This is a genomic window from Kribbella hippodromi, from assembly GCF_039531045.1.
Classification (GTDB): Bacteria; Actinomycetota; Actinomycetes; order Propionibacteriales; family Kribbellaceae; genus Kribbella; species Kribbella hippodromi.
The window spans coordinates 210917-237138 of record NZ_BAAAPH010000011.1; the positions used below are offsets into that span (position 1 = coordinate 210917).

The following is a 26222-nucleotide window of genomic DNA, read 5'->3' on the forward strand; positions in this document are numbered from 1 at the left end:
GTCTGCTCTGTGGTTTTGCCGATAACCGCCGGTCAGACGGCCTTCTTCTTCAGCTTTCGGCGCTCCCGCTCCGACAAGCCGCCCCAGATCCCGAAGCGCTCGTCGTTCTGCAACGCGTACTCGAGGCACTCGCCCCGGACGTCACAGCCGAGGCAAACCTTCTTCGCCTCGCGGGTGGAACCGCCCTTTTCCGGGAAGAAAGCCTCTGGATCGGTCTGGGCACACAGCGCCCTTTCCTGCCAGTTCGGCTCCTCCTCGATCGCCTCACCGTCGACAATCGCCATCAGCTCTGTCACGGTACGACCTCCTCGACCCTGTTCGTTCCCCTGTACATGTGGGTTTGCGGTCCACATGCCTGACCTCGTCCGTCCTGCGCTCTGCAACGGTCCCCGATACCGAGTGTCCAACGAACGACACGGTTGAAATTACATTCCTGCAATCCACGAAAGTCAAGCCGTGCTCTGCTATTGGGATCATCCGCAACATGCCCGCAAAAGAACGAGAGGCCTGCAGATACAGGCCTCTCGCGCTGCGTACCCACCCTCAAACCCGGTGCCGCCGGAATTTTCCCGCAGACCTCGGTAAAGGCTTGCTACTCGTGAAGCTGCCTTGTCAGGAAGGCTGGGACCACCAGCCCTGCTGACCCTGAGCCTGACCTTGGCCCGGCTGGTTCGGGTCGTTCTTGTCCTGGTCGGAACGCTGGTCGACCCGGGTCTCGTCAGCCTGCTCGCCCTGCTGCTGCACGGGTTCCGCGGCCGGCTGCTGCTCGGCGGCCGGAGTCTCCTCCTGCGGCCAGGCCTGCTCCTGCTGCTGGCCGTACTCCTGGCCATGTTGACCCGGCTGACCCGGCTGACCCGGCTGACCCGGCTGACCCGGCTGACCCGGCTGAGCGGGCTGCTGGGCCTGCGGGTCGTACTCCTGGCCGCCCCACTGCTGCTGGCCCTGGTCGGCGCCCCACTGGTGCTCCTGCTGCTCCTGCGGCCACTGCTGGGCCTGCTGGCCTGCGTCCTGGCCCCACTGCTGCTGACCTTCGGAGCTCCACGCCTGCGTCGGCTCGGTGCCCTGTCCCTCAGCGGACCACGCCTGCTGGCCCTGGTCGGCAGCCGGCGACGCCGAGTGCTGGCCGGAGTGCTCGTTCTCGGCCGCACCGGCGGACCACGCCTGCTGCTGGCCCTGGTCGGCTCCCCACTGCTGCTCCTGCGGCCACTGCTGCTGGTCGCCCTGACCCGCCGCGTACCCACCGGCCGCACCAGCCGCGTACCCGCCGTACTGACCCTGGCCCTGGTCGTACTGGCCGCCGTACTGACCCTGCTGACCCTGCTGGCTCTGTTGGCCATAGCCCTGCTGGCCCTGCGCGTAGCCCTGCTGCTGGCCGTACGGCGCGGTCTGGCCGTACTGCTGGCCGCCCTGGCCGTGCTGCTGTCCCTGCTGGAACTGACCCGGCTTCGGCGCCCGCACCGGCGCGGGCAGCGCCTGGAAGGTCTTCAGGATGTACAGACCGGCAGCGCCGTACAGCGCCAGGCCACCGATCGAGTAGATGAACCCGACGATCTTCATACCGGCGGTGCTGCTCTCGTTGAACCCGGCGAACGCCGCGATCAGCCCGACCAGCGCGGTCACACCGGTGATGACGAGGGCGGCCAGCGCGACGGTACGCGCGTTCGGGGTCCGCTCCCCTTCGTTCACCAGCCAGACCGAGCCGACCAGCGCGAGGACGATCACCAGGCCCGACACCGTGGTCGGGGTGATGACGCCTTGGACGATACTGGCCGCGGCGGTGAATCCGGCACCGCCGACGAACAGCCGGATCAGCGAGGCCAGCGCGAGCAGGCCGGCGAATGCGAGCAAGATGTACGCGACCGGCTCTTTGAGCTTCTTGGTTGCGTCGGTGACCACGAGGGCTCCTCGGATGTTGGGGGGCCGTACAACTGAGCTGTGCGGATTCTTCTGACCCACCGCAGCATAGTCGTGCGGTGGTCCGCCACATTGACGACTCGTGCAGACTCTTCCCATGCGATGCACAGTGCTTGCCGGCGGTATCGGCGGTTCCAGCTTCCTCCGCGGCCTGATCAAGGCCCGGCCGGACGCCGAGATCACGGTCGTGGGGAACACCGCGGACGACATCACCCTGTTCGGTCTGCGGGTCTGCCCCGACCTCGACACCGTGATGTACACACTCGGTGGCGGGATCTCCGAGGAACGGAAATGGGGCCGGGAGGACGAGACCTGGGTGATCAAGGAGGAGCTGGCCGAGTACGGCGTGGAGCCGACCTGGTTCGGGCTCGGCGACCGGGACGTGGCGACCCATCTGGTCCGGACGCAGATGCTGGATGCCGGCTACAGCCTCAGTGCGGTCACCGAAGCACTGTGCAGCCGCTGGAAGCTGCCGGTACGCCTCTTGCCGATGAGCGACGACCGGATCGAGACGCATGTAGTGGTTGACGACCCGGAGCAGCCCGGGAAGCGCAAGGCCATTCACTTCCAGGAGTACTGGGTCCGCTACCACGCCGAGATCCCCGCCCACCAGATCGTTGCCGTTGGTCAGGACAAGGCAAAGCCGGCGCCTGGCGTACTGGAAGCGATCGCGGACTGCGACGTACTGATCGTGCCGCCGTCCAACCCGGTCGTTTCCGTCGGCACGATTCTCGGCGTACCAGGGGTACGCGATGCCGTACGCGAAACGGCCGCACCGGTCATCGGCCTGTCACCGATCATCGGCACCGGCCCGGTCCGCGGGATGGCCGACAAGGTGCTAGCGACCGTCGGGGTGGCCGCGACCGCGTCGGCAGTCGCCCGGTACTACGGTTCGCGCGCGTCCGGTGGCGTACTGGACGGCTGGCTGATCGACTCCTCGGACGCGATGCAGGCAGATTCGATCGCCGGCGCCGGAATTCACGTCCAGGCGGTGCCGTTGTGGATGACGGACGAGACCACCACCGCCGCGATGGCTGACGCGGCACTGACCCTCGCGGAGGCCGTGCGGCGATGAGGAAACACCTGGAGATCTTCCCGGTGACGGGACTGCCCGAAGTGGAGGCCGGCCAGGACCTGGCCGCGCTGATCGCGGACGGTACCGACCTGCGCGACGGTGACGTCGTCTCGGTGACCTCGAAGATCGTCAGCAAAGCGGAGGGCAGGCTGACGTACGGCACCCGCCGCGAAGCCGTCGACTCCGAGCTCGTCCGGGTCGTCGCCCAACGCGGCGACACCCGGATCGTGCAGACCCGGCACGGTCTCGTGATGGCAGCCGCCGGGACCGACACGTCGAACACCGCGCCCGGTACGGTCCTGCTGCTGCCGGTGGACCCCGATGCGTCCGCACGGCAACTGCGCGAGGCCTTGAAGGCGCGGTACGACGTCAATGTCGGCATCGTGATCACGGACACGCTCGGCAGGCCTTGGCGCAACGGTCAGACGGACCTGGCGATCGGCGCGGCGGGCGTGCGGGTCGTCGAAGATCTGCGCGGTACGACGGACAGTCACGGCAATGTGCTTGCTGTCACGGAGCCTGCGCTCGCGGACGAGATCGCGAGTGCGAGTGAACTCGTCAAGGGCAAGGCCGATGGCGTACCCGTTGCCGTACTGCGCGGGCTCGACGACGCGGTGCTTGCGGTCGGGGAGCACGGTCCGGGGGCGCGGGCGCTCGTACGTGACGCTGAGCACGACATGTTCAGTCTGGGTACGCGGGAGGCTGCGCGGGCTGCCGTACTGGACCGGAAGGCACCGGAAGGGCCGCGCGAGGTGGATGCGGCGCTTTGGTCCGGACTGCTGAGCTCCGGGTTGCTGGATGACGTCGAGGGGGTTCGGTTGTCGTTGGTTGACAACGGTGTCTCGGTGTTCGGTGACGAGCCGGTGACGGTTGGGGTCGTCGCGGAGAAGCTGGCCGTGCTGCTGCACGCGGAAGGGTACGGCGTGACCATACGCACCGGGCCCGGCAGTGAGGCGACGGTCACGTTCGGCTCACGGTCTGCCCGGTAGCAAGTAGTTTTCTAGGCAACTTCTTAGGGTCGCCTCGTACACTGCCTTCGCACGGCGGCGCGGTGGCCGCCCTTAGCCGGGAAGACCAACACTGTGGGTAAAGCGTCGTCGCAGAAGCAGTCGCGCCGCGAAATGATCGAGAAAATGCAGCGCGAACAGGTCCGCTCGGACCGCCGCCGCACGATCCTGATCGTGGTGTGCTCCATCGTGGTCGGCCTGGCCATCATCGCCTACCCGGCGATCAAGCTGATCCAGGACTCCCGGACCAAGAACCAGGCGCTCACCGACTTCGGCGTCGCCGCCGGCTCGGCGTCCTGCGACCCGGTCACCAACGACGAAGGCGGCGGCACCCAGGACCACCGCCCCGACGGCGAAAAGATCGCGTACGCGGTGTCGCCCCCTTCCTCCGGCCCGCACTACGCGGTCTGGGCGCCCTTCGACAAGAAGTTCTACTCGATGAGCGACCGCCCGCCGGTGGAGAACCTGGTCCACAACCTGGAGCACGGCTACACGATCCTTTGGTACAAGGACACCCTGCCGCAGGACCAGATCGACCAGATCGAAAAGATCTCCAAGTCGAAACTGCCGGACACGTCGGTCGGGAAGTTCATCGCGGCCCCCTTCAAACAAGACGAGGGCAAGGGCTGGCCGGACGGAAAGAACATCGCCTTCGCCCACTGGAGCGCCCCCGACTCCGCCCAGAAGTCCTTCGGCCACCGCCAATTCTGCGGCTCGGTCAGCGGCGACGCCCTGAAACAGTTCATGGAAAAGTACCCAGCCGCAGACGCCCAGGAACCCAACGGCGGCTGACCGCCCGCAGGCGATGGAGGAGCCCCACGCGCCGCTACACCCGGCTCCTCCGTCACCGCCTGCTCTTCGTCCGGACGACCGCTATCGCGCCAGATTTCAGCTATCGCCAACGAGTCGCGAGCCACCGGGCGATCCACCGAAACCACCCATTCGGTGAGCGGTTGCTCGCCCGTGACCGGTCCTTGCCCCCTGAGCTGGTGGGTTGCCCCCTCAAATTCTCAGGGGGCAACCCTTCATTTCAGGGGTCAACCCCTTGTTGGGCAGCTCGGCGCACGTCCCCCGCGATGAACGACACATCGCGCGGCAGCGCTCGCGGCACGTGCGAATGCGGATCCCCAGGCCACCACAACCTCACCCGAAACCGGCCTCCCCCGCTCACACCCCGGCGGAGCCCGGATTGTGATCGCCTGGAGATCCCCACTCACCCATCAGCAGCAGCGCATGGAGCACGCGCCAGCACCCGCAGTGCAGTCCACAGCCGCACACGGAGCGCACGCCAGCACCACAACGCGCACTAGCGCAAGGAACGCGCAGCACCACAACGCGCGCTTAGCGCGAGGAGCGCGCGCTTAGCGCAACATGCGCACGGAGCGCGCGATAGCACGCACCACCTGTCAGGCGGGTGGAAGCCGGGTGAGGGCGGATTAGATGTAGTTGGCGTGGTCGGATTGGACCTGGGCCACTAGGTCCTTGACGCGTTCGCCGTCCGATAGTGGGCAGACCATCGTCACGTCCTGGGTGTGCACGATGATGTGGCTTCGCAGCCCGACAGCAGCCACCAAATGGTCGGGGTCGTCGGTCACGATGATGTTGTCGTGTGAGTCGAGCAGGCAGCTCAGTGTGCTGCTGTCGGTGCGGTTCCCGTCCGGATCGGCCTCGTACGTATCGGCAAGCGCCGCCCACGACCCGACATCCAGCCAATGCACCGGCATCGGCACGACAACCACATCGGCGTCCACCTTGCCCTGGGAAGCCGGTTCCATCACCGCGTAGTCGACGCTGATCTTGCGCAGACCCGGGTAGATCTCCGCCAACGTCGCGTCCCGCGCGGGCGTGTCCCAAACCGCAGCCACCTCACGCAATTGAGCTGCCGACTCCGGCAACAGTGTGTCGAGTACGTTCAGCACCGTCGACGCCCGCCAGACGAACATCCCGGAGTTCCACCAGAACCGCCCGGTGGCCAAGTACTCCTCGGCGGTCGCCCGGTCCGGCTTCTCGCGGAAACGATCCACGACGAATGCGTTCGTACCCTCAAGCGCCGCGCCCCGCTCGATGTACCCAAGCCCCGTATGCGGATGCGTCGGCTCGATCCCGAACGTCACCAGCGACCGCCCGCGCGCCTCGACCACCTCGAAGCCGTGCTCGATCGCGGCCCGGAACTCGTCCTCGGGGCTGATCAAATGGTCCGAACCGACAAAGGCAACCACCGCGTCCGGATCGTTGCGGGCCACCACCGCGGACGCCAGGCCGACCGCGTTCGCGGTGTCGCGCCGGGCCGGTTCGCCGATGATGTTGTGTTCGCCGAGCTCAGGTAGTTCCTTGCGGACGACATCCGTGTACGCGCCGACTGTGCACACGTAGATGTTGTCCGGGTCGACGAGACCGCTCAACCGGTTGTACGCCACCCGCAGCAGCGACTGCCCTGCTGCCAGCGGAAGGACCTGCTTCGGCCGGTCGTCCCGCGACATCGGCCACAACCGCGTACCCGAACCACCCGCCAGGATCACCACGTTTCGCATGAGGAGAAACCCTACCGGTCGTCACCAACTGGTGGCGGAAGCCGCAGGTGCTGGAGGTCCGGGGGCACCGGCGACTTCACCGGCCAGAACAGGTCGGACTGGCCGTCGAGTGCGGTTGCCGGTGCGTCCTGGAGCCTGAAGCGGTCGCGCAGCCGGCCGTAGAAGTCGGTCGGCTGCAGGCGGACCAGGCGCAGGCGGTGCGGCGAGCCGTACACGCTGATCCAGTCGCCTGGGTCCAGTACGCCGCGCAGCTGCCCGTCGATGCTGACTGCGGCTTGGCCGGAGTGCGGCAGTACGCGCAGTGCGATCGGCTCGTCCGGAGCGGCGACAACCGTACGGTTGAAGGTCATGTGCGGCGCGACCGGAGTGAATACGATCGCCTCGGTGTTCGGCGACAAGACCGGTCCGCCGGCCGCGAAGCTGTACGCGGTGGAACCGGTCGGCGTCGCGACGATCACGGCATCGGCGGAGTACGACGCGAGCAATCGCCCCGACAGGTACACGCCCAACGCGACCTGGTGGTCCCGCGCCAGCTTCTCCACCACCACGTCGTTCAGCGCGGTGACGTCGAGCGCCATCCCCCAGCCGTCGCCTTCGGCCATCTCGTGGCGTACGGGTGGCGGCGGCAACGCCGGACCGTGCCCGTACCGCAGCAACGACTCGATCCCGGCCGGGATCTCCAACGGACGGGATGCGCGCATCGTCAGCGTCATCCGTTCTTCGTACGTCGCGCCGCCGTGATGCACCGCCTCCAGCGCGGCCTCCACATCGCGGCACGCCACCTCGGTCAGGAAACCGACTTTGCCGAGGTCGACCCCGAGTACGGCCGCGTTGTTCTTCGCCGCGATCCGGGCGCCGCGCAGGAACGTACCGTCCCCGCCGAGCGTGACGACCAGATCCGGATCACCGGCATGGTGCAGTTCGTCGGTCCCGCCGCGGCGTTCCTGATGGTCCTGCCAGACGTCGATGTCGGTGCACCGGATCCCGTGGTCCGCCGCCCACTTCCGCACCGTGCCCGCGGTCTCCACCGCCACCGCGCGCCCCTGATGCACCACCAACCCCAACCGCCGAACCACCACCACACCACTCCCATCACCCACGCGAACAACCGCGCCCACCCCACCGTAACCCCCCACCTTTGAGAAGCCACCGCGCAAAACCAGCGCCGGAAACACACAGCACCTTCCCAAAGCCGGCCCCTGGCAGGCGACGCACGCGCGGGTGCGGGGTTAGGGGGTGGGGCGGGCGGCGGTGATGATGGGGTCGGTTTCGTCGTCGAATTCGCCGATGACTTCTTCGAGGAGGTCTTCGAGGGCTACGACGCCGATCGCGGTGTCGCCGCCGCAGACGACGGCGAGCTGGGAGCGTTCCGCGCGCATGGTGCGGATCGCGGTCGCCACCGGGGTGCGGTCGCCGAGCTCGAGCGCCGGCATCATCAGGTCGGACGCCCGGCTGGCGGTGTCACCGGCCGTCGTCGCCCGAGCCGCGTCGCGTACGTGCACGATGCCGCAGATCGACTTCGACAGCGAACCTCCAGCGCCCGCGGCGTCTCCGGGCGACTGGTCTGGGGTCTCGGGGTGGATGCGGACCACGGCGAGCCGTGAGTGGCCTTCCCGGCGGCTGGTTTTTTCGATTTCGCGGGCGGTGGCGGTGGTGGGGACCGTGGACAGCTGGGCGATCGGGGTCATCACCTGGCCGACCGTGGTGTTCTGCAGCGCGAGCATCGCGGTGAGGAGCTCGTGTTCGGGTTCTTCCAGCGTGCCGTGCTCGCGGGACGACTCGATCAGCAGGCGCAGCTCGTCCGGACCGTGGGCGTTGGCGATCTCGTTCTGTGGTGTGACGCCGACCAGCCGGATGCACAGGTTGGCGATCCAGTTGAGCATGCTGAGCAGCGGGCGGAACACGTACGTGAACCCGCGGAACGGCATCGCGAGGATCAGCGCCGCCCGCTCCGGGTTGCTGATCGCCCACGACTTCGGCGCCATTTCGCCGAGCAGGACGTGCAGCAGACCGATACCGCCGACCGCGATGATCAGCGCGATCACGTGCCCGACGCCCTCGGGGATGTGTGCGAGCTCGAACAGCGGGTGCAGCAAATGCGCGATCGCGGGCTCGCTCAGCGAACCCAGACCCAGCGTGCACAACGTGATGCCGAGCTGAGCGCCGGCGAGCATCAACGACAGCTCGCTGACACCGGCGATCGCGGATCGCGCCGAGCGGCTGCCAGACGCGGCCAGCTCCTCCAGCCGGTGCCGCTTGGACGCAACCAGCGCGAACTCAGCCGCCACGAAGAACCCGTTCAGCGCCAGCAGCACAACAGAAATGATCAATGCCAGCGTCGTACTCATGCGATCCGCTCCACCACGAAGAACCCGGTCAACGCCAAGGTCGTACTCATGCGATCCGCTCCATCAGGACGATCTCGGGTACGCGGCGTTCGATGGTCTGTACGGTCAGCCGGACGAACTCCTCCGGAACCGGCTTCCCGTCGTGGTCGATCCGCGACGGCAGGTCCAGTACGAGCGTGTCGCCGATCGCCGGGATCCGGCCGAGTCGCGCCATCACCAACCCGGACACGGTTTCGTAGTCATCGCTCTCCGGCAACTGCACCCCGGTCGCCTCCGCGACCTCGTCGAGCCGCCAACGAGCCGGTACGACCCACGAACCGTCGCCACCTTGCACCAGACCGGTCTCAGGCAGATCGTCCTCGTCGCGGATCTCGCCGACCAGTTCCTCCGCGATGTCCTCCAGCGACACGATTCCGGCGAACCCGCCGTACTCGTCGACGACGATCGCGAGTTGCCGGCGCGCGGTCCGGAGCCGTTCCAGTACGGCGGGCAGCGGCAATGTCGTCGGTACGACCACCGGCGGCGACGCCAACGTACCGACAGCAATGGAGGACCGGTCAGCCGGCTCGAGCTCGACGACCTCGCCGATCCCGACGACGCCGATCACCTCGTCCACCGTGTCCCCGACCACCGGGAACCGGGAGTGCCCGGTGTCCTGCAGCTCGACCACCCGCGTCAGCGGTTCGTCGCGATGCATCGTGATCACGTCCACGCGCGGGACCATCGCCTCCCCGGCGGTCCGGCCGCGGAAGTCCAGGCCGCGATCCAGGAGCCGCATCGTGTCCTGGTCGAGCAGACCTTGTTCGTACGAGGTCTCGATGATTCTGTCCAGCTCCTGCGGGGTCGCGCCCTGGGGCAGTTCCTCGACCGGCTCAATTCCGACCCGGCGCAAGATCCGGTTCGATGCCGAGTCGAACAAGTGGATCAGCGGGCCGGCGATGGTCAAGTACCACAAAGTCGAGCGCGCCAGCCGGAGCGCGACCGCCTCGGCCTTCGCGATCGACAGGTTCTTGGGGGCCAGCTCACCGAGCACCATCTGGATGATTGTTGCCAGCAGCAACGCCAGCACCACCGACAGCGACCGGCTGACGGCTTCCGGCACGCCGGCGCCACCCATCAGGTGCTCCAGGCCCTCGCCCAGGTACGGCTCGGCGAAGTAACCGGCCAGCAGCGCGGTGATGGTGATACCCACCTGCGCGCCGGACAGCATGAACGACAGCCGGGCGGTGACCTTCAGCGCGCGGGCGGCCGAGGCATTTCCCTCCTCGGCGAGCGTCCGCAGCCGGCTTCGGTCGACGGCGACGTAGGCGAATTCTTGGGAGACGAAGTAGCCGGTAGCAACGGTCAGCACCAGGATCAGGCCCAGGCCGGCCAGGATCAACATGAGCAAACCCTATGAGAACTCCAGCTCCCGCAGTACGGCGGGGTCGGTCGCGTCCAGGGCCCGCTCGGTCGCCTGGGTGTACCACTTCACCCGCTCGGCGTCGCCACGCTCGGCCGTCGCATGGTCACAGGAGGTTAGGCTAACCTAACCAAACACCGGTGACTCCCTTACCGGGGAGTGGACGCCTCCGGCGGCTCCGAACCGGACTGCACCGGCGGAGTGGTCGGAGCCGACTGCACCGAGTCCTGCGACTGCACCGGCTGCTGAACCGCTTGCCCCGGCTGCTGCTGAACCGGCTGGGGCTGGGGCTGGGCTGTTACCTGGGCTGGTTGCTCGTCGTCGCCGTTGCGGGCCTTTTCGAACTCTTTCATCGCCCGGGCCGCGTTCTTGGTCAGTTCGGGGAGCTTTTTCGCGCCGAACAGCAGAACCACGATGACCAGGATGACGATCCATTCGCCGCCTTCGGGCAGCGCGAGCTGTACCACCATGACAAGCCTTCTTCCGAGCGGATTCACTGTCCAAGGTACGCCGCGCCCGGAACCGTAGGGTGGGTCATATGTCACGAATCCTGCCCGAGCTGTTCGCGGCCGCGGTCCGGCGCGACGGCGGCGCCCCGTTCCTGACCCACTACGACGACGCGAGCGGCGAACGGATCGAGCTCAGCGCGGTCACCACGGCGAACTGGGTCGCCAAAACCGCGAACCTGCTGGTCGACGAGTACGACCTGGAAACCGGCGAAACGGTCGCGATCGGCCTCCCACCGCACTGGCTGGGCGTCGTCTGGGCGCTCTCCACCTGGTCGGCCGGCGCGGCCCTGACCAGCGGTACGGGCACGCTCGCGATCACCGGCCCGGACGTACCGATCCGCGGCGACCGCGAAACGATCGCCTCCGCGCTGCTCCCCCTCGGCGGCCGCTTCCGCGAACCGTTGCCGGACGGTGTGCACGACTTCGGCGCGGAGGTCTACAACCACCCCGACGTCTTCGTCCCGTTCGACCCGCCGACCTCCGCCTCACCCGCGTACGACGAACTCACCCACGAGGACCTGATCAGTACGGCGGAACCCGTCCGGGACCGGATCCTCGTCACCCGGACCCTGACCGACCGGGACGGACTGGCGCTGCTCGTCGGCGTGATCTCCGGAGGTGGTTCGATCGTGCTCTGCCGCAACCTGGATCAGAGCAAACTGGAGCGCCGGGTCGCGGACGAGAAGGTCGATCGGGTGCTGAGTCAACTGGCGGAGGGGTAGCGTGCGGCGATTCGAGGGGAAGGTCGCGCTGGTCACGGCGGCGGCGCAGGGCATCGGGGCGGCCGTCGCGCGGCGGCTCGCGGACGAGGGCGCGGCCGTGGTGGTCACGGATCTGCAGGAGGACAAGCTCGGCGCGCTCGCGACCGAAATCGGTCCGCAGGCTTTGGCCATCCGGATGGACGTGACGAACCGCGCCGACATCGATGCGGCGGTCGCGGCCGCGGTCGAGCGGTTCGGCCGGCTGGACGTGGTGGTGAACAACGCCGGTGGGTGCCTCAGTGCGCCGCCGCCCGAGGACACCCCCGACGAGCTGTGGCAGGCCCAGCTGGACCTGACCCTGATCGGCGCCTCGCGCTGCATCCAGGCCGCGCTGCCGCAGCTGGTGAAGCACCGCGGCAACGTGGTGACGATCAGTTCGGTGAACGGGATCGGTGCCTTCGGCAACATCGAGTACGCCGCCGCGAAGGCCGGCCAGATCGCGATGAGCGTCAACTACGCGGCCCGGTACGGCGAACTCGGCGTCCGCTTCAATGTCGTTGCCCCGGGCACCATTCGGACGCCGGTCTGGGACCACCAGCCGGGCACCCTGGAGCGGTTCTCGAAGCTGTACCCGCTCGGCCGGGTCGGTGAGCCCGAGGACATCGCCGCCGCGGTCGCGTTCCTGGCCTCCGCCGACGCGTCCTGGATCACCGGGCACACCCTTCCGGTCGAGGGCGGCATCCTCACCGGGCCAGGCGGGATGGACCTCGGAACATCCGGCTACTTCAAGAAGGAGTACTAGCTCAAGAAGCAGTTGGCCAGGCTTCCCACGCGGTGGCGAACATCTCGTCGACCGTGTAGGTGTTCTTCCAGTCGAGGTCGCGGGCGGCCAGATCGCCGTTCGCGACCACCCGGGACGGGTCGCCCGGCCGGCGCGGGGCTTCGCCTGGCGTGAAGTCGATCCCGGTCACCCGGCGCGCGGCATCCATGATCTCGCGGACGGATGTGCCGGTGCCGCTGCCCAGGTTGTACACCGGCTCCAGCACCGTACCCGCCTCGAGCGCGCGGGCCGCGGCGACATGCGCTCGGGCCAGATCGGCCACGTGCACGTAGTCCTTCACCGACGTACCGTCCGGGGTCGGGTGATCGGTGCCGTAGATCTGCGGCACCTTTCCCTGGGTCAGCAGGTTGCAGACGATCGGGAACAGGTTGTACGGGCTCGCGTCGTACACCGCCGGATCGCCCGAGCCGACCACGTTGAAGTAGCGCAGCGCGGTGTGGTGCAGCTCCGTCGCGGCGGCTTGGTCGCGGAGCAGCCACTCGCCGATCAGCTTCGACTCACCGTACGGGGATTCCGGCGCGGGCCGGGTCGCCTCGGTCACCACCTCTTCGGTCGGCGTTCCGTACACGCCGGCGCTGGAGGAGAAGACGATGTTGCGTACGCCCTTCTCCGCCATCGCCTCCAGCAACGACACCATCGCCGTCACGTTCTGCGTGTACGTGTGCAGCGGCCGCTCCACCGACACCCCGGCGTACTTGAACCCGGCCAAGTGCACGACGCCCGTGACCCCGTCCAACGCCTGCCGCACGGCCGCGCCGTCCAGCAGATTGGCCCGTACGAACGGCACCCCGTCCGGTACGAACTCCGCCTTGCCGCTCGACAGGTCGTCGATCACGACCACGTCGATCCCACCGTCGCGGAACGCCCGCACCACATGCGCCCCGATATACCCCGCACCACCGGTCACAAGCCAAGTCATGCCACCGATCCTGCCATCCCGGGCCAGCCAACCTGGCCCGGGCGGGCCGAATCTGTACCAGACCTACTGCCGCGTGACTTGACGGATCTTGGGTGTCAGCAGGAACGCGCCGACGTAGAGCAGGGCGGCGATGATCAGCAGGCCGTGGAAGCCGATGATCAGGGCCGCGTACTCCAGGCAGCCGCCGAGCATCGCGCCGAGGAGGTTGGCGCCGAACGAGGCGGTGCCGTCGGCGGTGTCGGTGAAGCGTTTCGCGAAGATCACGTTCGCGGCGAAGATCGGCAGGAACGCGATCAGTACGGCGACGACTGCCCGCAAACCGACCGGCATCCCGAGCAGCCAACTGTCCGGGAACACCCAGGACAGGGCCAGCCCGCCGAACAGCACCGCGAACATCACCTTGATCGGTGGTGTCTTGAACCGCCTCGTCACTTCGACCGCGGCGAGCACCGCCACCAGTACGCCGGCGAACACGATCGCGTTGACCACCCAGGTCGTGCCGAACAGCAGCGCGAAGCCGGTGATGCTCTTCGTCTCCAGCAGCATGAAGCCCGCGCCCAGCAAGAACAGGTCCGCGTACGGGCGCATCCGCCGGTACGAGGAGCCGCCGCCCGCGATACCGACCGCTACCAGACCGGCGACCAGGATCAGTCCGATGGTGATCAGGTACAAGCTGGGAATCCGGTCCGTGAACAAGTAGAGGAACGGCCGGTTGTCAGTGGCCGGCGGCGGGGTGTTCGCGGACGCACCGGCCCAGGCCGCCCCACAGGTCTGGTCCTGCTCGGTCAGTCCGACCGTCACCACGGCCTGCTGCAGACCGTCGCCGATCTTGTCCACGCACGGCTTGTGCCCGAAGGCCACCTGCGCCGTCGACGCGAGCCGGTCGATCAGCCAGCCCTCGCGGTAGTAGTTGTACATCGCGAACGCGCCGCCCGGGTTCAGGTGCTCCTTCGCGGACTCGAACGCCTGCTTGGTGAACAGGTAGCTCTCCAGCCGCAACGAACTCGCACCGTTCACCAGCGTCAGCGAGTCCGGCAGCGCCAGCAGGATCAGGTCGTACTTCTTGTCCGTCCGGGACAGGTACGCGCGGCCGTCGTCGATGTGCGAGGTCACCCGCGGGTCCTGGTACGGGTGATCCGGGTGCAGCGCCTTGCCGAGATCACGGATCCGCGGATCGATCTCGACCGCGTCCACATGCTCCGCGCCCTTCTTCAGCGCGATCGCGACGTCGGAGCCAGAACCGGCACCGATGATCAGGACGTTCTTCGGCTTCTTGCCGGCATTCGCCCGCTCGTACGGCAGGCCGTACTGCGGCTCCCACTGCAGCCGCGCGTCCGCCGGGATCGCCTGCTGGTGCGGTACGCCGTTCACCTTGATCGTCAGCAGCGGCACACCTTCCCAGGTGTACTGCTGCGTCTGCACCTTGTAGTACGGCGACCAACTGTTCTCCGGGCGGGTCGACTCGTGGAAGAGGATGCCCAGCATCACGATCAGCGGCGACAGCACCATCGCCGCGCTCAGCCCGACCGCGACCGCGCGGCGGCCGACGGCCGGAATCATCAGCAACCCGAACACCACGGTGACCACCAGGCCCCACCAGATCGGCGGCGCGCCCAGGAACGACAGCGCGGTGAACGACGCGATCCCGATCAGGCTGCCGACCAGGTCGAACCGGTACGCGGTCAGTCGTGGCAGTTCGGCGAAGCACCGTCCGACCAGCTCGGCCGGACCGGCCAGCACCACCGCGGCCGCGACGAAGATGATCGGCAGGATCACCCAGACCGGCGGCCCGGTGGTGTTCAGGCTGGTGAAGTAGATGACGCTCGACGAACTGCCCCGATCGACGGTGACCGGCTTCCAGGCGATCACCAGGACCAGCAGGCCGAGCATGATCGGCGAGTAGTACGGCAACCGCTTCGCCCGGCTGGACCGGAGGACACCGATGCCGATCCCGAGGAACGAGCCGAGCAGGACGAAGTTCGAGAAGTAACTCAGGTGGACGACGTTGGAACCGGTCCAGCGGATCAGCGCGAGCTCGGTGAAGAGCATCAGTGCACTGGCCGCGATCAGCCGCGTCCGTACTCCGAACGGGCTCGGCCAACTGGTCGGTACAACGCGGTCAGTAGCGGAGTCGACAGCCATGCGGCGCGACGTTACCGGAACCAAGTGCTACACGTCACACTCTCAACGCCGACGAGCCGGCTTGGGCAGTTGGCAACCGGTCTTGTTCAAATCGATTGATCGAGTAGCGGTCAAACAGGTGTACAACCACCACGTCTGCTGACCGTACGCAGCGCCCTTCTCGACCGTCACGTTGCCATTGGCATCAACCTCACAAGGGTTGTTCACCGTGCACCGCTCACCATCTTCATTGCCGGTGTTGTTCACCCCGATCACCTCACCGGTAGCGGTACTCACCACGGGCGATCCGGACGTACCCCCGATCGTCTCGCACCCCGGCTGCCGGTACTTGATCGAACTCTGCCAAGTCCAGTCACCCTCCCGCAGTTGCGGAATCGTCGCCTGCACCGAACACGTGTAGATCCGTTTCCAGTACCCCGACACGACCGCCATGCCCGCGCCGTCGGCCGGCCCCTGCTTGGCCAGCGTCAGCGGCGTCACGTTCAAGCGCGTCTTGATCGAGGCGTACGTCTCGTTGACCTGGTACACGATCATGTCGGTCTTGGTCATCGTGCCGAACAAGATCTTCTCGGCGCGGACCGTACCGGCTCGGCTCGCATCGGGTTTGAGCAACGTGATCGACCGCGACGACGCGGTGTTCACGAGTACTTGGCCGGGTTGCAGGAACCCGCCTTCGTAGCAGTGCCCGTTGGTGAGTACCAACGCCTTGTCGGTGGCGGCGGACTCCGCATACCGGACCAGGGACGCGGAGCAGTTGCTGAGCGCGGCGATCCCGGTGAAATCGGCACCTGGCGCGGCGGCCGGTGCTTCGGCAACAGGCGTCGGCGCGGCCTGGGCGGCGGTGCTGCCGAGGAGGGTGGTGGACGCGACCGCGGCGGCGGCCAGCAGCGTACTGAAGAGTTTCATGGGGGCGGTTTCCTCACTGGTTGTACTTGGAGGACTTCGTAACGCATTCATCCGGCGGCGACCATCACAACTCGATCAAAGCGGCTGTCCACAGGGTCAGTGCAGGGGTTTTCCTGCGCTCCGTACCCGGGCTGCTACTCTTCGTCTCCGAATCCGCCTCCGCCCGAACCATCTCCCCGCCCGGCACGTCGTACCGGGTGACGGTGCAGGACAAGGTACGGTCGGCATGAGCCCGCCGGTGGAGAACGGAAGGATGTCATGCCGCAGGAGAAGCCAGACCTGCGCAATCTCCGCGAACCGGTCCGGTTCAAGCGGGCGCTGACGCTGCTGTTGATGACGCTGATCCTGCCCGGATCGGCCCAGATCGTGGCCGGGAGCAAGCGGGCCGGCCGGTGGGCCTGGCGGGTCGTCGCCGGCCTGATCGCGATCATCGTCTTCCTGGTCGTACTCGCGCTGATCTGGCGGGCCGGCACGATCAACTTCCTGGCCCAGCCGGGCACGCTGCGGCTCGTCCAGGTGCTGCTGATCCTGCTCGCCGTCGGCTGGGCCGCGCTGTTCATCGACGCGTACCGGATCGCGCAGCCGCTGACGCTGGAGCGGAACCACCGGCTGATGACCAGCATCCTCGACGGCGCGCTGATCTTCGTCGTCGTCAGCGCGCTGATCTACGCCAGCGTGTTCGTGAACACCCAGCGTGACTTCGTCGCCAGCGTGTTCGGCAGCGGGCACTCGTCGAAGGCCGAGAAGGGCCGCTACAACGTGCTGCTGATGGGCGGCGACTCCGGCGCGGACCGGATCGGCACCCGCCCGGACAGCATGACGGTGGCCAGTATCAACGCCGACACCGGCCGTACGGTCCTGGTCGGGCTGCCCCGGAACCTCTCCAAAGTGCCGTTCCCGGCGGGTACGGCGATGGCGAAGCAGTTCCCGGACGGCTTCCAGTGGAAGAACTGCACCCCGAACTGCTGGCTGAACGGCGTGTACACGTGGGCGACCAGCCACAAGGACCTGTTCCCCGGCGATCCGAATCCCGGTGAAACCGCGACCATGCAGGCCATCGAGGCGACCACCGGGCTGAAGATCAACTACTTCGTCCTGATCGACCTGGCCGGCTTCCGCGACCTGCTCAACGCGGTCGGCGGCATCACCTTGGACATCGGCCGGCGGGTACCGATCGGTGGCGGCAGTTCGCCGATCAAGGGCTACATCGAGGCCGGCAAGAACCAGCACCTGGACGGGTACCACGCGCTCTGGTTCGCCCGGTCCCGGGCCGACTCGTCGGACTACGCCCGGATGGCGCGGCAGAAGTGCGTGATGTCGGCGATGCTGAACCAGCTGTCGCCACAGACCGTGATCACCAAGTTCCAGGGGATCGCGTCGGCCAGCAAGGAAGTGGTCAAGACCGATATCCCGGCCGGTCAGCTCGGTACCTTCACGGACCTCGCGCTGGACGCGAAGAAGCTGCCGGTGTCAAGCTTCTCCGCGGTCCCACCGCTGATCCACACCAGCAACCCGGACTTCGCGGTGATCCGGGCCAAGGTCGCGGAGGCGATTGCGAAGTCGGAAGCGCTGGACAAGGGCGGCTCGGGAGGAGACGGTAAGACCTCGAACACTCCGAGTAGTACCGCCAGCCACCCGAGCAGCAGTACGAGCAAGAAGCCGAGCAGTACCAAGAAGCCCTCCGCCACCCCGACAACACCCGCCGCCGGCGTCGACGACGTCGCCTCGATCTGTAAGGCCTGACCTGATATGCCGCTGTCCCCCTGGCCACCCGTCTCCGTCGTGATGCCCGTGCTGAACGAGGAACGCCACCTCGAAGAGGCGGTCGGCCGTGTCCTCGAGCAGGACTACCCGGGTGCGCTCGAAGTCGTGCTGGCGATCGGCCCGAGCAAGGACCGGACCGAGGAGATCGCGGCCAAACTGGCCGAGAAGGACCACCGGATCACCATCGTCCCGAACCCGACCGGCAAGACCCCGGCCGCGCTGAACGTCGGCATCGCGCACGCCAAGCACGACATCCTGGTCCGGGTCGACGGGCACGGCGCGCTCACCGACGGGTACATCACCCGCGCGGTCGAGGTGCTGGACGAGAGCGGCGCGGACAACGTCGGTGGCGTGATGGCCGCCGAGGGCCGGACGCCGACCGAAATGGCGGTCGCCTGCGCGTACCGCTCCCGGCTCGGGCTCGGCGCGTCCACCTTCCACCAGGGCGGCAAGGCCGGACCAGCCGACACCGTGTACCTGGGCGTCTTCCGGCGGGCCGCGCTGGAACGGGTCGGCGGCTTCGACGAAACCATGCACCGCGCCCAGGACTGGGAGCTGAACTACCGCATCCGGAAGACCGGCGGCCTGATCTGGTTCAGTCCGGACCTGTCCGTGACATACCGGCCACGGTCGTCGCTGTCCGCCGTCGCCAAGCAGTTCTTCCACACCGGCCAGTGGCGCCGCGAGGTCATCCGCCGCCACCCCGAAACCGCCAGCAAGCGCTACCTGGCGCCGCCGGTCGCGGTCATCGGCCTGGTCGTAGGCACCGTCCTGGGCATCATCGGCCTGGCCACCGGCATCAGCTGGCTGGACCTGGGCTTCATCGCCCCCCTCGGCTACGCCCTCCTCCTCATCTGCGGCTCAGCCATGGAAGGCCGCTACCTCCCCTGGAAAGCCCTCTTCTGGATGCCCCTGGTCTGCGCCACCATGCACGTCTCCTGGGGCCTAGGCTTCCTGGTCGGCCTCCGCGAACGCCCCAAAGCGGTCTGACGCCTGGATATCCACTCTTGTTGTGGGTTCTCCACCGGTATGCGAGTGGAGAACCCACAACAACGGTAGAGAGGCTCCTCAGCGGCGGCGGTTGAGGACGCGGAGCATGTTGGTGGCCAGCTGGGCGGGGTGGTCGAAGTCGGTCCAGTCGGTGCGGATGACGGTGAGCCCGAGCGCGCGGAGGCGGTCCTCGCGCCGCTTCTCCCGGACCAGTACGTCGGGCGATCCACCGCCGTACTTCAACGCGCCGTCGAACTCGACAGCAGTGTCGTACCCCTCGAAGTCGAAGTCGACCCGGCCGACGAGTCCGAAACGGTCGCGGTACTCGGTCTGCAACCGCGGTCGCGGCAGCCCGTGCTCGTACATCAGCACCCGCATGCGTGACTCACCGACCGACTCGGACAGACCGTTCCCGAATTCCAGCGCTTTCCGGGCCGCGGCGGACCCAGGCCAGTACGCCATCACTGACAGCAGCCGCCGTACCTGGCCCTCCCCAAGCCGGCCGGCGCGAAGTGCAGTATCAACGCCGATCACACCCACCTCGAACGACGCCGTACACGCCGACTCCAGGCTCGCACGCGCCACGCTCGTCACGAGCAGGCCGTCAACCACGCACACATCCGCCTCGGTCAGCACGCCGAGGTGATGCTGTACGCCGGCCACCACCCCACCGGATCGCCCGTCCAGCCGGGTGATGTGTACGCGGCCGAGGTCGAGGCCCCAGACCGGCATCCCATGCAGTACCAACGCCGACTGATGGCTGACGGCGACACGACCCGGGCGGATCGCGTTCACCACCGCGTGCACCTGACGGAGGTGCTTCAAGCGGTCGCGCTCCCACGGCGGCAAAGCAGCCAGGTCGAGCAGTTCCGCGTACTGACCGCGCCGGATCTGCTCCCACCGACCGTCCCGCAAGCGCCGCGCGATCTGGTCGTGAGTGCACCCACTGGCAAGCGCCTGGCGGCGACTGAAAACACCACCCTGCTGCTGAGCAATCACCCTGAGCCGCTGATTCACCCGCCAAGCATCCACCGCCCCGCCGCCACCCCAGGCCTGGTTTTCCGCCCACCTGTGGACAACTCCACGCGAGCGGATATCCACCCGTCTTGTGGGTTCTCCACTCGCATACCGGTGGAGAACCCACAAGACGGGTGGATAACCAAGCGGCTAGCCGGTGCGGGTGGAGGCGATGTAGGCGGCGATTACCTCGTCGACTGGGCCGTCTTGTTTTAGGGTGCCGGCGTCCAGCCAGAGGGCTCGGTTGCAGGTTTCCTGGACCACGTCGAGGCTGTGGCTGACCAGGAAGACGGTGCCGGCCTGGTCGCGGAGTTCTTTGATCTTGCGTTCGGAGCGGACGCGGAACTCGGCGTCGCCGGTGGCGAGGGCCTCGTCGACCAGCAGGATGTCGTGGGTCTTCGCGGACGCGATCGCGAACTTCAGCCGCGCCTGCATACCGGACGAGTACGTCGACATCGGCAGGTCGATGAAGTCGCCGATGCCGGAGAACTCGACGATCTCGTCGTACCGGCGGTCGACCTCGGCCGCGGACATGCCCATCGCCAGGCAGCCGAGCACCACGTTCCGGTCGCCGGTCAGGTCGTTCATCATCGCGGCGTTGACGCCGAGCAACGACGGGCGCCCACCGGTGTACACGGCTCCGGACGCCGGCGGGAGCAGCCCGGCGATCGCCCGCAGCATGGTCGACTTGCCGGAGCCGTTGCGGCCGATGACGCCGATCGCATCACCTTTGTACGCCGTGAAGCTGACCTTCTTGACCGCATGCACTTCGCGGATCGTCGGCCGGTCCTGGCGCTTGATGATCCGCCGCAGCGCGGTCGCCGCCGTACCTTTGCCGCCCTGCCCGGCGATCACCTTGTAGATGATGTCCAGGTTGTCGGCGATGACAGTGGGTTCAGCCGCGTCCATACCGGTCCTCCGCCCGCCAGAAGTACACGAACCCGACGGCAAGCATCAGGAAGGACCAGACGATCGCGATCGTCCACGCGTGCGGGAGCTGGTTCTTCTGGTGCTCCTGCAGCAGCGACCGCCGGATGATGTCGATGTACGCCGAGATCGGGTTGAACGCGAGCACCTGCACCACCCAGCCCGGCGCGTGCAGCTGGGACAGCTTGTACGGCAGCGAGAAGAAGATCCCCGACGCGTACAGCCAGGTCCGCGTGATGAACGGCAGCAGCTGACTGATGTCCGAGACGAACGTACCGATCCGGGCGAAGACCAGCGTGATGCCGATGTTGAACATCACCTGCAGCAGCATCGCCGGCACCACCAGGAACCAGCGCCAGGCCGGCCCGTCGGTGAACCCGACGACGGCGAACAGGATCGCCATCGACACCATCATCTGGTTCAGCTCGTTCAGCACGTACGCGAGCGGGAGCGTCGCGCGGGGGAAATGCAGCGTCCGGATCAGCGACAGGTTCAGGGCGAGCGAACGCGAACCCTCGGTCATGCAGCGCTGGGTGAACGTGAACACGAAGATCCCGCTGAGCAGGAACGCGACGTAGTTGTCGATCCCGTTCCGGGTGCCGAGCAGCACCCCGAAGGCGAGGTAGTACACCGCGGCGTTGAGCAACGGTGTCAGCACCTGCCAGACCGAGCCCAGCCGGGCGCCGGCGTACATGGCGTAGGTGCGTGCGGTGGCGTAGCTGAGGACGAACTGACGACGGCTCCACAGCTCACTCAGGTACGTACTGAGCGACGGGCGGATCGAGCTCTTGGAGAGTCCGTAACGTTCGGCCAGCGCTGCCGGCTGTGCGGGGCTGTCCACCCCGGTCGGCTCTGCGGCGGTCGGCATTGCGCCAATCTACTGCGCACCGTGATCTCCCCATGACCGAGGTCAGCCCACTAAGCGCCTTCTCAGCTTCCTGAGGTCGTCGCCAGTGAGACCACCTCGCCGCAGGTACGCCTCCGGCCCGCCGTACTTCGCGCCCAGGTACCGCAAGATCGCGACGATCGTCTCGCCCCGGGTGTCCCGGAACTCGATCATCTCCGGGTGCTTCGAAACATCCGGCTCCTCGGCCAGCTGCTCGTCCAGCCGGGCCGCGAGCCGCGACTGGGTCAGGAAGTAGTCCGCGACGATCTCGTCCTCGGGTACGCCGGCGACGCTCAACGCCAGCGCGACCACCATCCCGGTCCGGTCCTTTCCGCCGTGGCAATGCACGACGACCGCGCCGGCTTCCTCGTCCGCGATCGCCTTCACCGCGGCCGCGAACAGCTCCGGGCGCCGATCCAGCATCCAGGTACACGCCGCGACCATCGTCGGCTGCCCGTGGTCCGGGTCGGCCGGGTCCGCCAGCCGCTGCCGGACCGCGAGCGGCGTACCGGTGAACGGTGTGGGCGCGTTCTCCACTTCCCCATCACCCCGCAGGTCGAGAATCCGGCCGACGCCGGAGCACCGGACCGCGGCGATCCCCTCCGCGTTCAGGTAGTGCAGGCTGTCGGAGCGGATCAGTACGCCGCTCCGGATCACCTGACCGTCGGCGGTCGGGAGGCCGCCGACGTCGCGGGCGTTGCGGCAGCCCGGCCAGTTGAGGTCCATCAGTGGTCCTGGGGGCGGTCGGGGTTGGGGCCTGGGTTGTACGGCTGGCTGGGGAAGGTTTGGCCGGGGTTCGGCGGGTACTGCGGGCCGGCCGGCGGATAGTTGGTGGGCCCGCCTGGGTTGGTGGGTCCACCAGGGTTCGAGGGACCGCCTGGGTTGGTGGGGCCGCCGGGGAAGGTGTTGCCGGGGCGGTTGCGGCGGTGGTTGCGGATGAGGCTGATGACCAGGAAGACCACGCCGAGGCCGATGAAGATCAGGAACGAGAAGATGGTGGCGAGGATGGAGACGACGAAGGCGACGACCGACATCCGGGGGCCGGCGGCGTACGTGGCGCTGGACTCGGTGTCCTTGCAGGAAATGCTGTAGTCGCCGGCCGGGACCGGGTGCACCGAGCGGGCGACCACGTACCAGGAGTTGCCGTTGATGGTGATCGTTTCCGACCCGCCCGGCGCCTTCAGGGGTACGTCGTTGCCGGCCGCGTCCTTGGCGTCGCACGGCGGGCGGAGCGCGGGGACCGACGCGTACACGGTCAAGCCCTCTTTCGTCAGATGCACCGTGCCGCCCTCGATCGGCTGGGGTGAGCGCGGCGCGGTGACGACGATCCGCCAGACGAAGAAGCCGGTCACGATCACCCCGAGCGCGAAACAGGCGATCGCGATCCAGGTCAGGGTCTTCTTCGGCGCCGCAGGCTGCCCCGGGTACGTGCTCATGCCCGCACGCTATCCGGTGTGCGGGCTACGGAACGCCGAGGAGGCGGAGTACGGCTGCTGTTGCCGCCGCGCCGACGACGATCAGGACGAACGGCACCTTTCGCCAAGCGAGTACGCCACCGACCAGTACGCCGGCCGGCCGCGCGATCCCGGCCGGACCGTGCCCCGCGGTCAACGCCGCCGTGGCAACCAGCGCGGTCAGCAGCACGATCGCGGCCGCCGCCAGGAACTTCTGCGCCCGCTCCGGTACCTCGAACCGGCTGCGCAACGCCGGCCCGGCGAACCGCAACGAAAAGGTGCCTACGGCAAGCACCCCGATCCCGGCCAGCAACAACGGAGTGTTCGTCACGATGCCACCTCTTTCAGCGCGGGCTTCTCGGCGCGATAGAACAGCAACCCGACAAGCGCCAGCAGTACCGGCAACCCGGCCGGCAAGAACGGTGTGGCGGCCAGGGCAATCACCGCACCGACGAGCGCCGCCGTACGCGTCGACCGATCACGCAGCGACGGCAGCACCAGCGCCAACAGCACCGCCGGGAACGCCGCGTCCAACCCGAAAACGTCGGTATCGGTAATCACCGACCCCGCCAAACCACCAACCACCACCCCAAGGTTCCAGCAGACGAAGATCCCGGCCCCGCACGCCCAGTACGCCGCGCGCTTCTGCCGCAGCTCGTCCTGCCCCATCGCGAACGCCACGTTCTCGTCCGTCATCAGATGACTGCCCGCCCACCGCCGCCAGCCGCTTCCGATCACATCACTGACCGCGAGGCCGAACGCGACGTGCCGGCTGTTCACCAGCAGGCCGGCGATCATCGCCGCGATCGGGCTACCGCCGGCCGCGACGATCCCGACGAACAGGAACTGCGATGCCCCGGCGAACACGATCAGCGACAGCACGACCGGTACCCACAACGGCAGCCCGCCGCCGACACTGATCGCGCCGTACGACAGCCCGACCACACCGTCCGCGAGGCAGACCAGGGCGATGTCCCGGGCCAGTCCCCGATCGAGTGTTCGCCAGATCGAACGCATGGGCATTATGATGAACAACGCGACCCTCGTTCGTCAAGGCGAACGACCATACCGATGGAGCGAACACCGATGGACAGCAAGGCACCACTGGACGTGATCGCCAGTTCCCTGCGCCGGCACCGGGCCCGGTCCGGCCTGTCGCTGACCGAGGTAGCGAAGCGGGCCGGGGTGGCCAAGTCGACGCTCTCCCAGCTCGAGTCCGGTACCGGCAACCCCAGCGTCGAGACGCTGTGGGCGCTCGCGGTCGCGCTGGACACGCCGTTCGCCGCGCTGGTCGACCCGCCCCGGCCGAAGGTGCAGGTCATCCGCGCGGGCGACGGCCCCGCGATCTACTCCGAGTGGTCCGACTACAGCGCCACCCTGGTCGCCTCCTGCCCGCCGAACGCGCGCCGCGACATCTACCGCATCGTCGCCTCCCCCGGCCCCGGCCGGAAGGCCGATCCGCACATGCCCGGCGTCGTCGAACACGTCATCCTCGGCTCCGGCCGCGCGCTGGTCGGCCCGAGCGACGACCCGGTCGAGCTCCGCCCCGGCGACTACATCGCCTACCCCGGCGACCAGGCTCACGTCTTCCAGGCCCTGGAGGACAACACGGCGGCAACCCTTGTCTCCGAGCACATCTGAATCAGCGCTTCAACTGCCATCCGAAGGCACCCAACGCGGTCACCCCGGCCGCGACGCCCACTGCGGCAATCGCGGTTGGCAGCGAGTATAGGTCGCTCAGCAACCCAGCCGAGATAGCGGTCGCGGCAACCCCGAGATACACGCAGGTCAGGAAGGCTGCGGTCACCTCACCACGTTGTTCACCGGGCGCCAGCTGATTGATCTCCGACTGAGCGCCGAAGTACGTCAGCCCGAGCCCGGAACCGGCCAGTACCGCGGCGAGCACCACGAGTACGAGGGACTTCGCCGGGAAGGCCCCGATCAGAGCGGCCAGCCCGGCGACCAGCGCCAGCAAGCCGGCCGGCTGGGCACGCTGCGGCGACAACGAAATCCGGACCGAGACCGCCTGAACGGCGCAGGCAGCGGCCAGCATCATCGCCGAGACCGCACCAAGCAAAGCCAGGTTGTGCGTGTGCAGCAGTTGCGCCGTGTACGACGGCACCACCGAAAGAAAGATCCCGCCGACTGCCCAGACGGTCGCGGCGCTCAGACCAGCGCGAGCGAAACGAGTCCGGATCTCCGCCGGCACCGATGGACGCTGCGGCCGCCATCGTCCGCTGACCTGCTCGCGCGGCAGCCGCGAGACGGCGATCGCCGTGACCACGGTGAGCACGAGTCCCACGCCGTACGACAGTTGCCGTGGCGCCGGCGCCCACTCCGCCAAGGCGCCCGCCACCAACGGCCCGGCCGCACTGCCACCGCTCTGCGCCAGTACGGTCGCGAGCGCCGCCTTGTTCTTGTCATCCCCGGGTTCGAGCTCGACCAGAGCGGCGGCCGCGGTCCCGGCGGTCGCTCCGAGCGCGATACCCGCGGCGATGCGGCCGGCGAAGAGCCAGGCGGTGTTCTGCGCCGCGGCGAGCAGGATCAGTCCGACGGCGCCAAGACTCAAACCGCCGATCAGTACGCGTCGCCGGCCGATCTGGTCGGACAACTGCCCGAAGACCAGCAGCGAAGGGACCAGGACCGCCATGTACACGGCGAAGATCAGTGTCAGTTCGGTCCCGGAGAAGCCGAAGCGCTGCCGATAGACGCTGTACAGCGGGGTCGGCAGGTTGCCGTCGAAGAGCAGGACGAACAATGCTCCGGCGGTGATCAGGAACGGCCCACGGCGCCGCGTTCCAGTGTGTTCCGCGGTTCCGGTCATCCACTCGGCGGTACCCGGCGGCCGCTGGAGCAAACCGCCGCGCACAACGGCCGCAGGCCCGCCGG

The 26222-nt window shown here is 67.8% G+C and carries 26 protein-coding genes; 8 read left to right on the plus strand and 18 right to left on the minus strand.

All coding sequences use genetic code 11. The features are described 5' to 3' along the window. Positions 1-32: 32 nt before the first annotated feature. Together ABD260_RS18915 and ABD260_RS18920 are read right to left on the minus strand one after the other, a co-directional pair. The gene (locus ABD260_RS18915; protein WP_020389877.1) at positions 33-284 is read right to left on the minus strand and encodes a WhiB family transcriptional regulator; all 252 of its coding nucleotides are present in this window, start codon (positions 282-284) and stop codon (positions 33-35) included. Positions 285-612: 328 nt separating this feature from the next. Further along, positions 613-1896, minus strand: a complete 1284-nt coding sequence (locus tag ABD260_RS18920; RefSeq protein WP_344234913.1) for a hypothetical protein — start codon at positions 1894-1896, stop codon at positions 613-615. A gap of 115 nt (positions 1897-2011) precedes the next feature. Here ABD260_RS18920 and cofD point away from each other — a divergent pair, with 115 nt between their 5' ends. The 3 genes from cofD (at position 2012) to ABD260_RS18935 (ending at position 4788) form a co-directional block, all read left to right on the plus strand. Beyond that, positions 2012-2989, plus strand: a complete 978-nt coding sequence (gene cofD, locus ABD260_RS18925) for a 2-phospho-L-lactate transferase (protein WP_344234914.1) — start codon at positions 2012-2014, stop codon at positions 2987-2989. Beyond that, positions 2986-3978 carry a coenzyme F420-0:L-glutamate ligase gene (locus tag ABD260_RS18930; RefSeq protein ID WP_344234915.1) on the plus strand — a complete coding sequence of 331 codons (993 nt, stop codon included), beginning with the start codon at positions 2986-2988 and terminating at the stop codon, positions 3976-3978. Before cofD ends, ABD260_RS18930 begins: the two co-directional genes overlap by 4 nt. Before the next feature lie 144 nt (positions 3979-4122). Beyond that, positions 4123-4788 carry a thioredoxin-like domain-containing protein gene (locus tag ABD260_RS18935; protein ID WP_344234916.1) on the plus strand — a complete coding sequence of 222 codons (666 nt, stop codon included), beginning with the start codon at positions 4123-4125 and terminating at the stop codon, positions 4786-4788. Positions 4789-5432: 644 nt separating this feature from the next. Here the strand turns inward: ABD260_RS18935 and ABD260_RS18940 are convergent. From ABD260_RS18940 to ABD260_RS18960, 5 genes are all read right to left on the minus strand, one after another. Next, entirely contained in the window at positions 5433-6527 is a 1095-nt protein-coding gene (locus ABD260_RS18940; protein ID WP_344234917.1) for a mannose-1-phosphate guanylyltransferase, read from the minus strand. A gap of 11 nt (positions 6528-6538) precedes the next feature. Next, positions 6539-7627, minus strand: coding sequence for an NAD(+)/NADH kinase (locus tag ABD260_RS18945; protein WP_344234918.1), 1089 nt, complete (start codon positions 7625-7627; stop codon positions 6539-6541). Positions 7628-7756: 129 nt separating this feature from the next. Continuing rightward, entirely contained in the window at positions 7757-8875 is a 1119-nt protein-coding gene (locus ABD260_RS18950) for a hemolysin family protein (protein ID WP_344234919.1), read from the minus strand. Positions 8876-8921: 46 nt separating this feature from the next. Continuing rightward, a complete protein-coding gene (locus tag ABD260_RS18955) occupies positions 8922-10259 on the minus strand; it encodes a hemolysin family protein (protein WP_344234920.1) in 1338 nt (445 codons plus the stop codon). 167 nt (positions 10260-10426) lie between these two features. Further along, positions 10427-10747: a twin-arginine translocase TatA/TatE family subunit gene (locus ABD260_RS18960; protein ID WP_344234921.1), complete on the minus strand. Its 321-nt coding sequence runs from the start codon at positions 10745-10747 to the stop codon at positions 10427-10429. Between the two features lie 68 nt (positions 10748-10815). On the opposite strand from ABD260_RS18960, the gene ABD260_RS18965 reads away from it, so the two are divergent. Further along, complete coding sequence (locus ABD260_RS18965) at positions 10816-11508, plus strand: TIGR03089 family protein (RefSeq protein ID WP_344234922.1); 693 nt, start codon at positions 10816-10818, stop codon at positions 11506-11508. Between the two features lies 1 nt (position 11509). Beyond that, on the plus strand, positions 11510-12289 hold the full coding sequence (locus ABD260_RS18970) for an SDR family NAD(P)-dependent oxidoreductase (RefSeq protein WP_344234923.1): 780 nt from the start codon (positions 11510-11512) through the stop codon (positions 12287-12289). A 1-nt stretch (position 12290) separates the two neighbouring features. Here ABD260_RS18970 and galE read toward each other — a convergent pair whose 3' ends face one another. The 3 genes from galE to ABD260_RS18985 all read right to left on the minus strand — a co-directional run bounded on the left by galE (position 12291) and on the right by ABD260_RS18985 (position 16295). Further along, entirely contained in the window at positions 12291-13247 is a 957-nt protein-coding gene (gene galE, locus ABD260_RS18975) for a UDP-glucose 4-epimerase GalE (RefSeq protein WP_344234924.1), read from the minus strand. Between the two features lie 63 nt (positions 13248-13310). After that, on the minus strand, positions 13311-15389 hold the full coding sequence (locus ABD260_RS18980; protein ID WP_344234925.1) for a spermine/spermidine synthase domain-containing protein: 2079 nt from the start codon (positions 15387-15389) through the stop codon (positions 13311-13313). 42 nt (positions 15390-15431) lie between these two features. Continuing rightward, positions 15432-16295 (minus strand): S1 family peptidase, encoded by an 864-nt coding sequence (locus ABD260_RS18985; RefSeq protein WP_344234926.1) that lies wholly within the window; start codon positions 16293-16295, stop codon positions 15432-15434. Between the two features lie 258 nt (positions 16296-16553). On the opposite strand from ABD260_RS18985, the gene ABD260_RS18990 reads away from it, so the two are divergent. Together ABD260_RS18990 and ABD260_RS18995 are read left to right on the plus strand one after the other, a co-directional pair. Next, complete coding sequence (locus tag ABD260_RS18990) at positions 16554-18038, plus strand: LCP family protein (protein WP_344234927.1); 1485 nt, start codon at positions 16554-16556, stop codon at positions 18036-18038. A 6-nt stretch (positions 18039-18044) separates the two neighbouring features. Next, positions 18045-19049 carry a glycosyltransferase family 2 protein gene (locus tag ABD260_RS18995; RefSeq protein WP_425553353.1) on the plus strand — a complete coding sequence of 335 codons (1005 nt, stop codon included), beginning with the start codon at positions 18045-18047 and terminating at the stop codon, positions 19047-19049. A gap of 78 nt (positions 19050-19127) precedes the next feature. Here ABD260_RS18995 and ABD260_RS19000 read toward each other — a convergent pair whose 3' ends face one another. The 7 genes from ABD260_RS19000 to ABD260_RS19030 all read right to left on the minus strand — a co-directional run bounded on the left by ABD260_RS19000 (position 19128) and on the right by ABD260_RS19030 (position 24350). Next, entirely contained in the window at positions 19128-20066 is a 939-nt protein-coding gene (locus tag ABD260_RS19000) for a type IV toxin-antitoxin system AbiEi family antitoxin domain-containing protein (RefSeq protein WP_344234928.1), read from the minus strand. Positions 20067-20216: 150 nt separating this feature from the next. Then, positions 20217-20975, minus strand: a complete 759-nt coding sequence (locus ABD260_RS19005; protein ID WP_344234929.1) for an ABC transporter ATP-binding protein — start codon at positions 20973-20975, stop codon at positions 20217-20219. After that, entirely contained in the window at positions 20962-21861 is a 900-nt protein-coding gene (locus tag ABD260_RS19010; RefSeq protein ID WP_344234930.1) for an ABC transporter permease, read from the minus strand. Before ABD260_RS19010 ends, ABD260_RS19005 begins: the two co-directional genes overlap by 14 nt. Positions 21862-21903: 42 nt before the next feature. After that, positions 21904-22605 (minus strand): tyrosine-protein phosphatase, encoded by a 702-nt coding sequence (locus ABD260_RS19015; protein WP_344234931.1) that lies wholly within the window; start codon positions 22603-22605, stop codon positions 21904-21906. Then, positions 22605-23315: a hypothetical protein gene (locus ABD260_RS19020; protein WP_344234932.1), complete on the minus strand. Its 711-nt coding sequence runs from the start codon at positions 23313-23315 to the stop codon at positions 22605-22607. Before ABD260_RS19020 ends, ABD260_RS19015 begins: the two co-directional genes overlap by 1 nt. 25 nt (positions 23316-23340) lie before the next feature. Continuing rightward, entirely contained in the window at positions 23341-23664 is a 324-nt protein-coding gene (locus ABD260_RS19025) for an AzlD domain-containing protein (protein WP_344234933.1), read from the minus strand. Beyond that, entirely contained in the window at positions 23661-24350 is a 690-nt protein-coding gene (locus tag ABD260_RS19030; protein ID WP_344234934.1) for an AzlC family ABC transporter permease, read from the minus strand. The genes ABD260_RS19025 and ABD260_RS19030 overlap by 4 nt, the downstream gene beginning before the upstream one ends. 54 nt (positions 24351-24404) lie before the next feature. On the opposite strand from ABD260_RS19030, the gene ABD260_RS19035 reads away from it, so the two are divergent. After that, a complete protein-coding gene (locus ABD260_RS19035; RefSeq protein ID WP_344234935.1) occupies positions 24405-24974 on the plus strand; it encodes a helix-turn-helix domain-containing protein in 570 nt (189 codons plus the stop codon). A 1-nt stretch (position 24975) separates the two neighbouring features. On the opposite strand, the gene ABD260_RS19040 is transcribed toward ABD260_RS19035, so the two are convergent. Beyond that, positions 24976-26157, minus strand: a complete 1182-nt coding sequence (locus tag ABD260_RS19040; RefSeq protein WP_344234936.1) for an MFS transporter — start codon at positions 26155-26157, stop codon at positions 24976-24978. Positions 26158-26222: the final 65 nt, after the last annotated feature.

Excerpts from the sequence above, each read along its gene's own strand:
- ABD260_RS18915 (WP_020389877.1), bottom strand. The coding sequence starts at position 284 with ATGGCGATTGTCGACGGTGAGGCGATCGAGGAGGAGCCGAACTGGCAG.
- cofD (WP_344234914.1), top strand. The coding sequence starts at position 2,012 with ATGCGATGCACAGTGCTTGCCGGCGGTATCGGCGGTTCCAGCTTCCTC.
- ABD260_RS18930 (WP_344234915.1), top strand. The coding sequence starts at position 2,986 with ATGAGGAAACACCTGGAGATCTTCCCGGTGACGGGACTGCCCGAAGTG.
- ABD260_RS18935 (WP_344234916.1), top strand. The coding sequence starts at position 4,123 with ATGCAGCGCGAACAGGTCCGCTCGGACCGCCGCCGCACGATCCTGATC.
- ABD260_RS18940 (WP_344234917.1), bottom strand. The coding sequence starts at position 6,527 with ATGCGAAACGTGGTGATCCTGGCGGGTGGTTCGGGTACGCGGTTGTGG.
- ABD260_RS18950 (WP_344234919.1), bottom strand. The coding sequence starts at position 8,875 with ATGAGTACGACGCTGGCATTGATCATTTCTGTTGTGCTGCTGGCGCTG.
- ABD260_RS18955 (WP_344234920.1), bottom strand. The coding sequence starts at position 10,259 with ATGTTGATCCTGGCCGGCCTGGGCCTGATCCTGGTGCTGACCGTTGCT.
- ABD260_RS18960 (WP_344234921.1), bottom strand. The coding sequence starts at position 10,747 with ATGGTGGTACAGCTCGCGCTGCCCGAAGGCGGCGAATGGATCGTCATC.
- ABD260_RS18965 (WP_344234922.1), top strand. The coding sequence starts at position 10,816 with ATGTCACGAATCCTGCCCGAGCTGTTCGCGGCCGCGGTCCGGCGCGAC.
- galE (WP_344234924.1), bottom strand. The coding sequence starts at position 13,247 with ATGACTTGGCTTGTGACCGGTGGTGCGGGGTATATCGGGGCGCATGTG.
- ABD260_RS18980 (WP_344234925.1), bottom strand. The coding sequence starts at position 15,389 with ATGGCTGTCGACTCCGCTACTGACCGCGTTGTACCGACCAGTTGGCCG.
- ABD260_RS18985 (WP_344234926.1), bottom strand. The coding sequence starts at position 16,295 with ATGAAACTCTTCAGTACGCTGCTGGCCGCCGCCGCGGTCGCGTCCACC.
- ABD260_RS18990 (WP_344234927.1), top strand. The coding sequence starts at position 16,554 with ATGCCGCAGGAGAAGCCAGACCTGCGCAATCTCCGCGAACCGGTCCGG.
- ABD260_RS18995 (WP_425553353.1), top strand. The coding sequence starts at position 18,045 with ATGCCGCTGTCCCCCTGGCCACCCGTCTCCGTCGTGATGCCCGTGCTG.
- ABD260_RS19005 (WP_344234929.1), bottom strand. The coding sequence starts at position 20,975 with ATGGACGCGGCTGAACCCACTGTCATCGCCGACAACCTGGACATCATC.
- ABD260_RS19010 (WP_344234930.1), bottom strand. The coding sequence starts at position 21,861 with ATGCCGACCGCCGCAGAGCCGACCGGGGTGGACAGCCCCGCACAGCCG.
- ABD260_RS19015 (WP_344234931.1), bottom strand. The coding sequence starts at position 22,605 with ATGGACCTCAACTGGCCGGGCTGCCGCAACGCCCGCGACGTCGGCGGC.
- ABD260_RS19020 (WP_344234932.1), bottom strand. The coding sequence starts at position 23,315 with ATGAGCACGTACCCGGGGCAGCCTGCGGCGCCGAAGAAGACCCTGACC.
- ABD260_RS19030 (WP_344234934.1), bottom strand. The coding sequence starts at position 24,350 with ATGCGTTCGATCTGGCGAACACTCGATCGGGGACTGGCCCGGGACATC.
- ABD260_RS19035 (WP_344234935.1), top strand. The coding sequence starts at position 24,405 with ATGGAGCGAACACCGATGGACAGCAAGGCACCACTGGACGTGATCGCC.
- ABD260_RS19040 (WP_344234936.1), bottom strand. The coding sequence starts at position 26,157 with ATGACCGGAACCGCGGAACACACTGGAACGCGGCGCCGTGGGCCGTTC.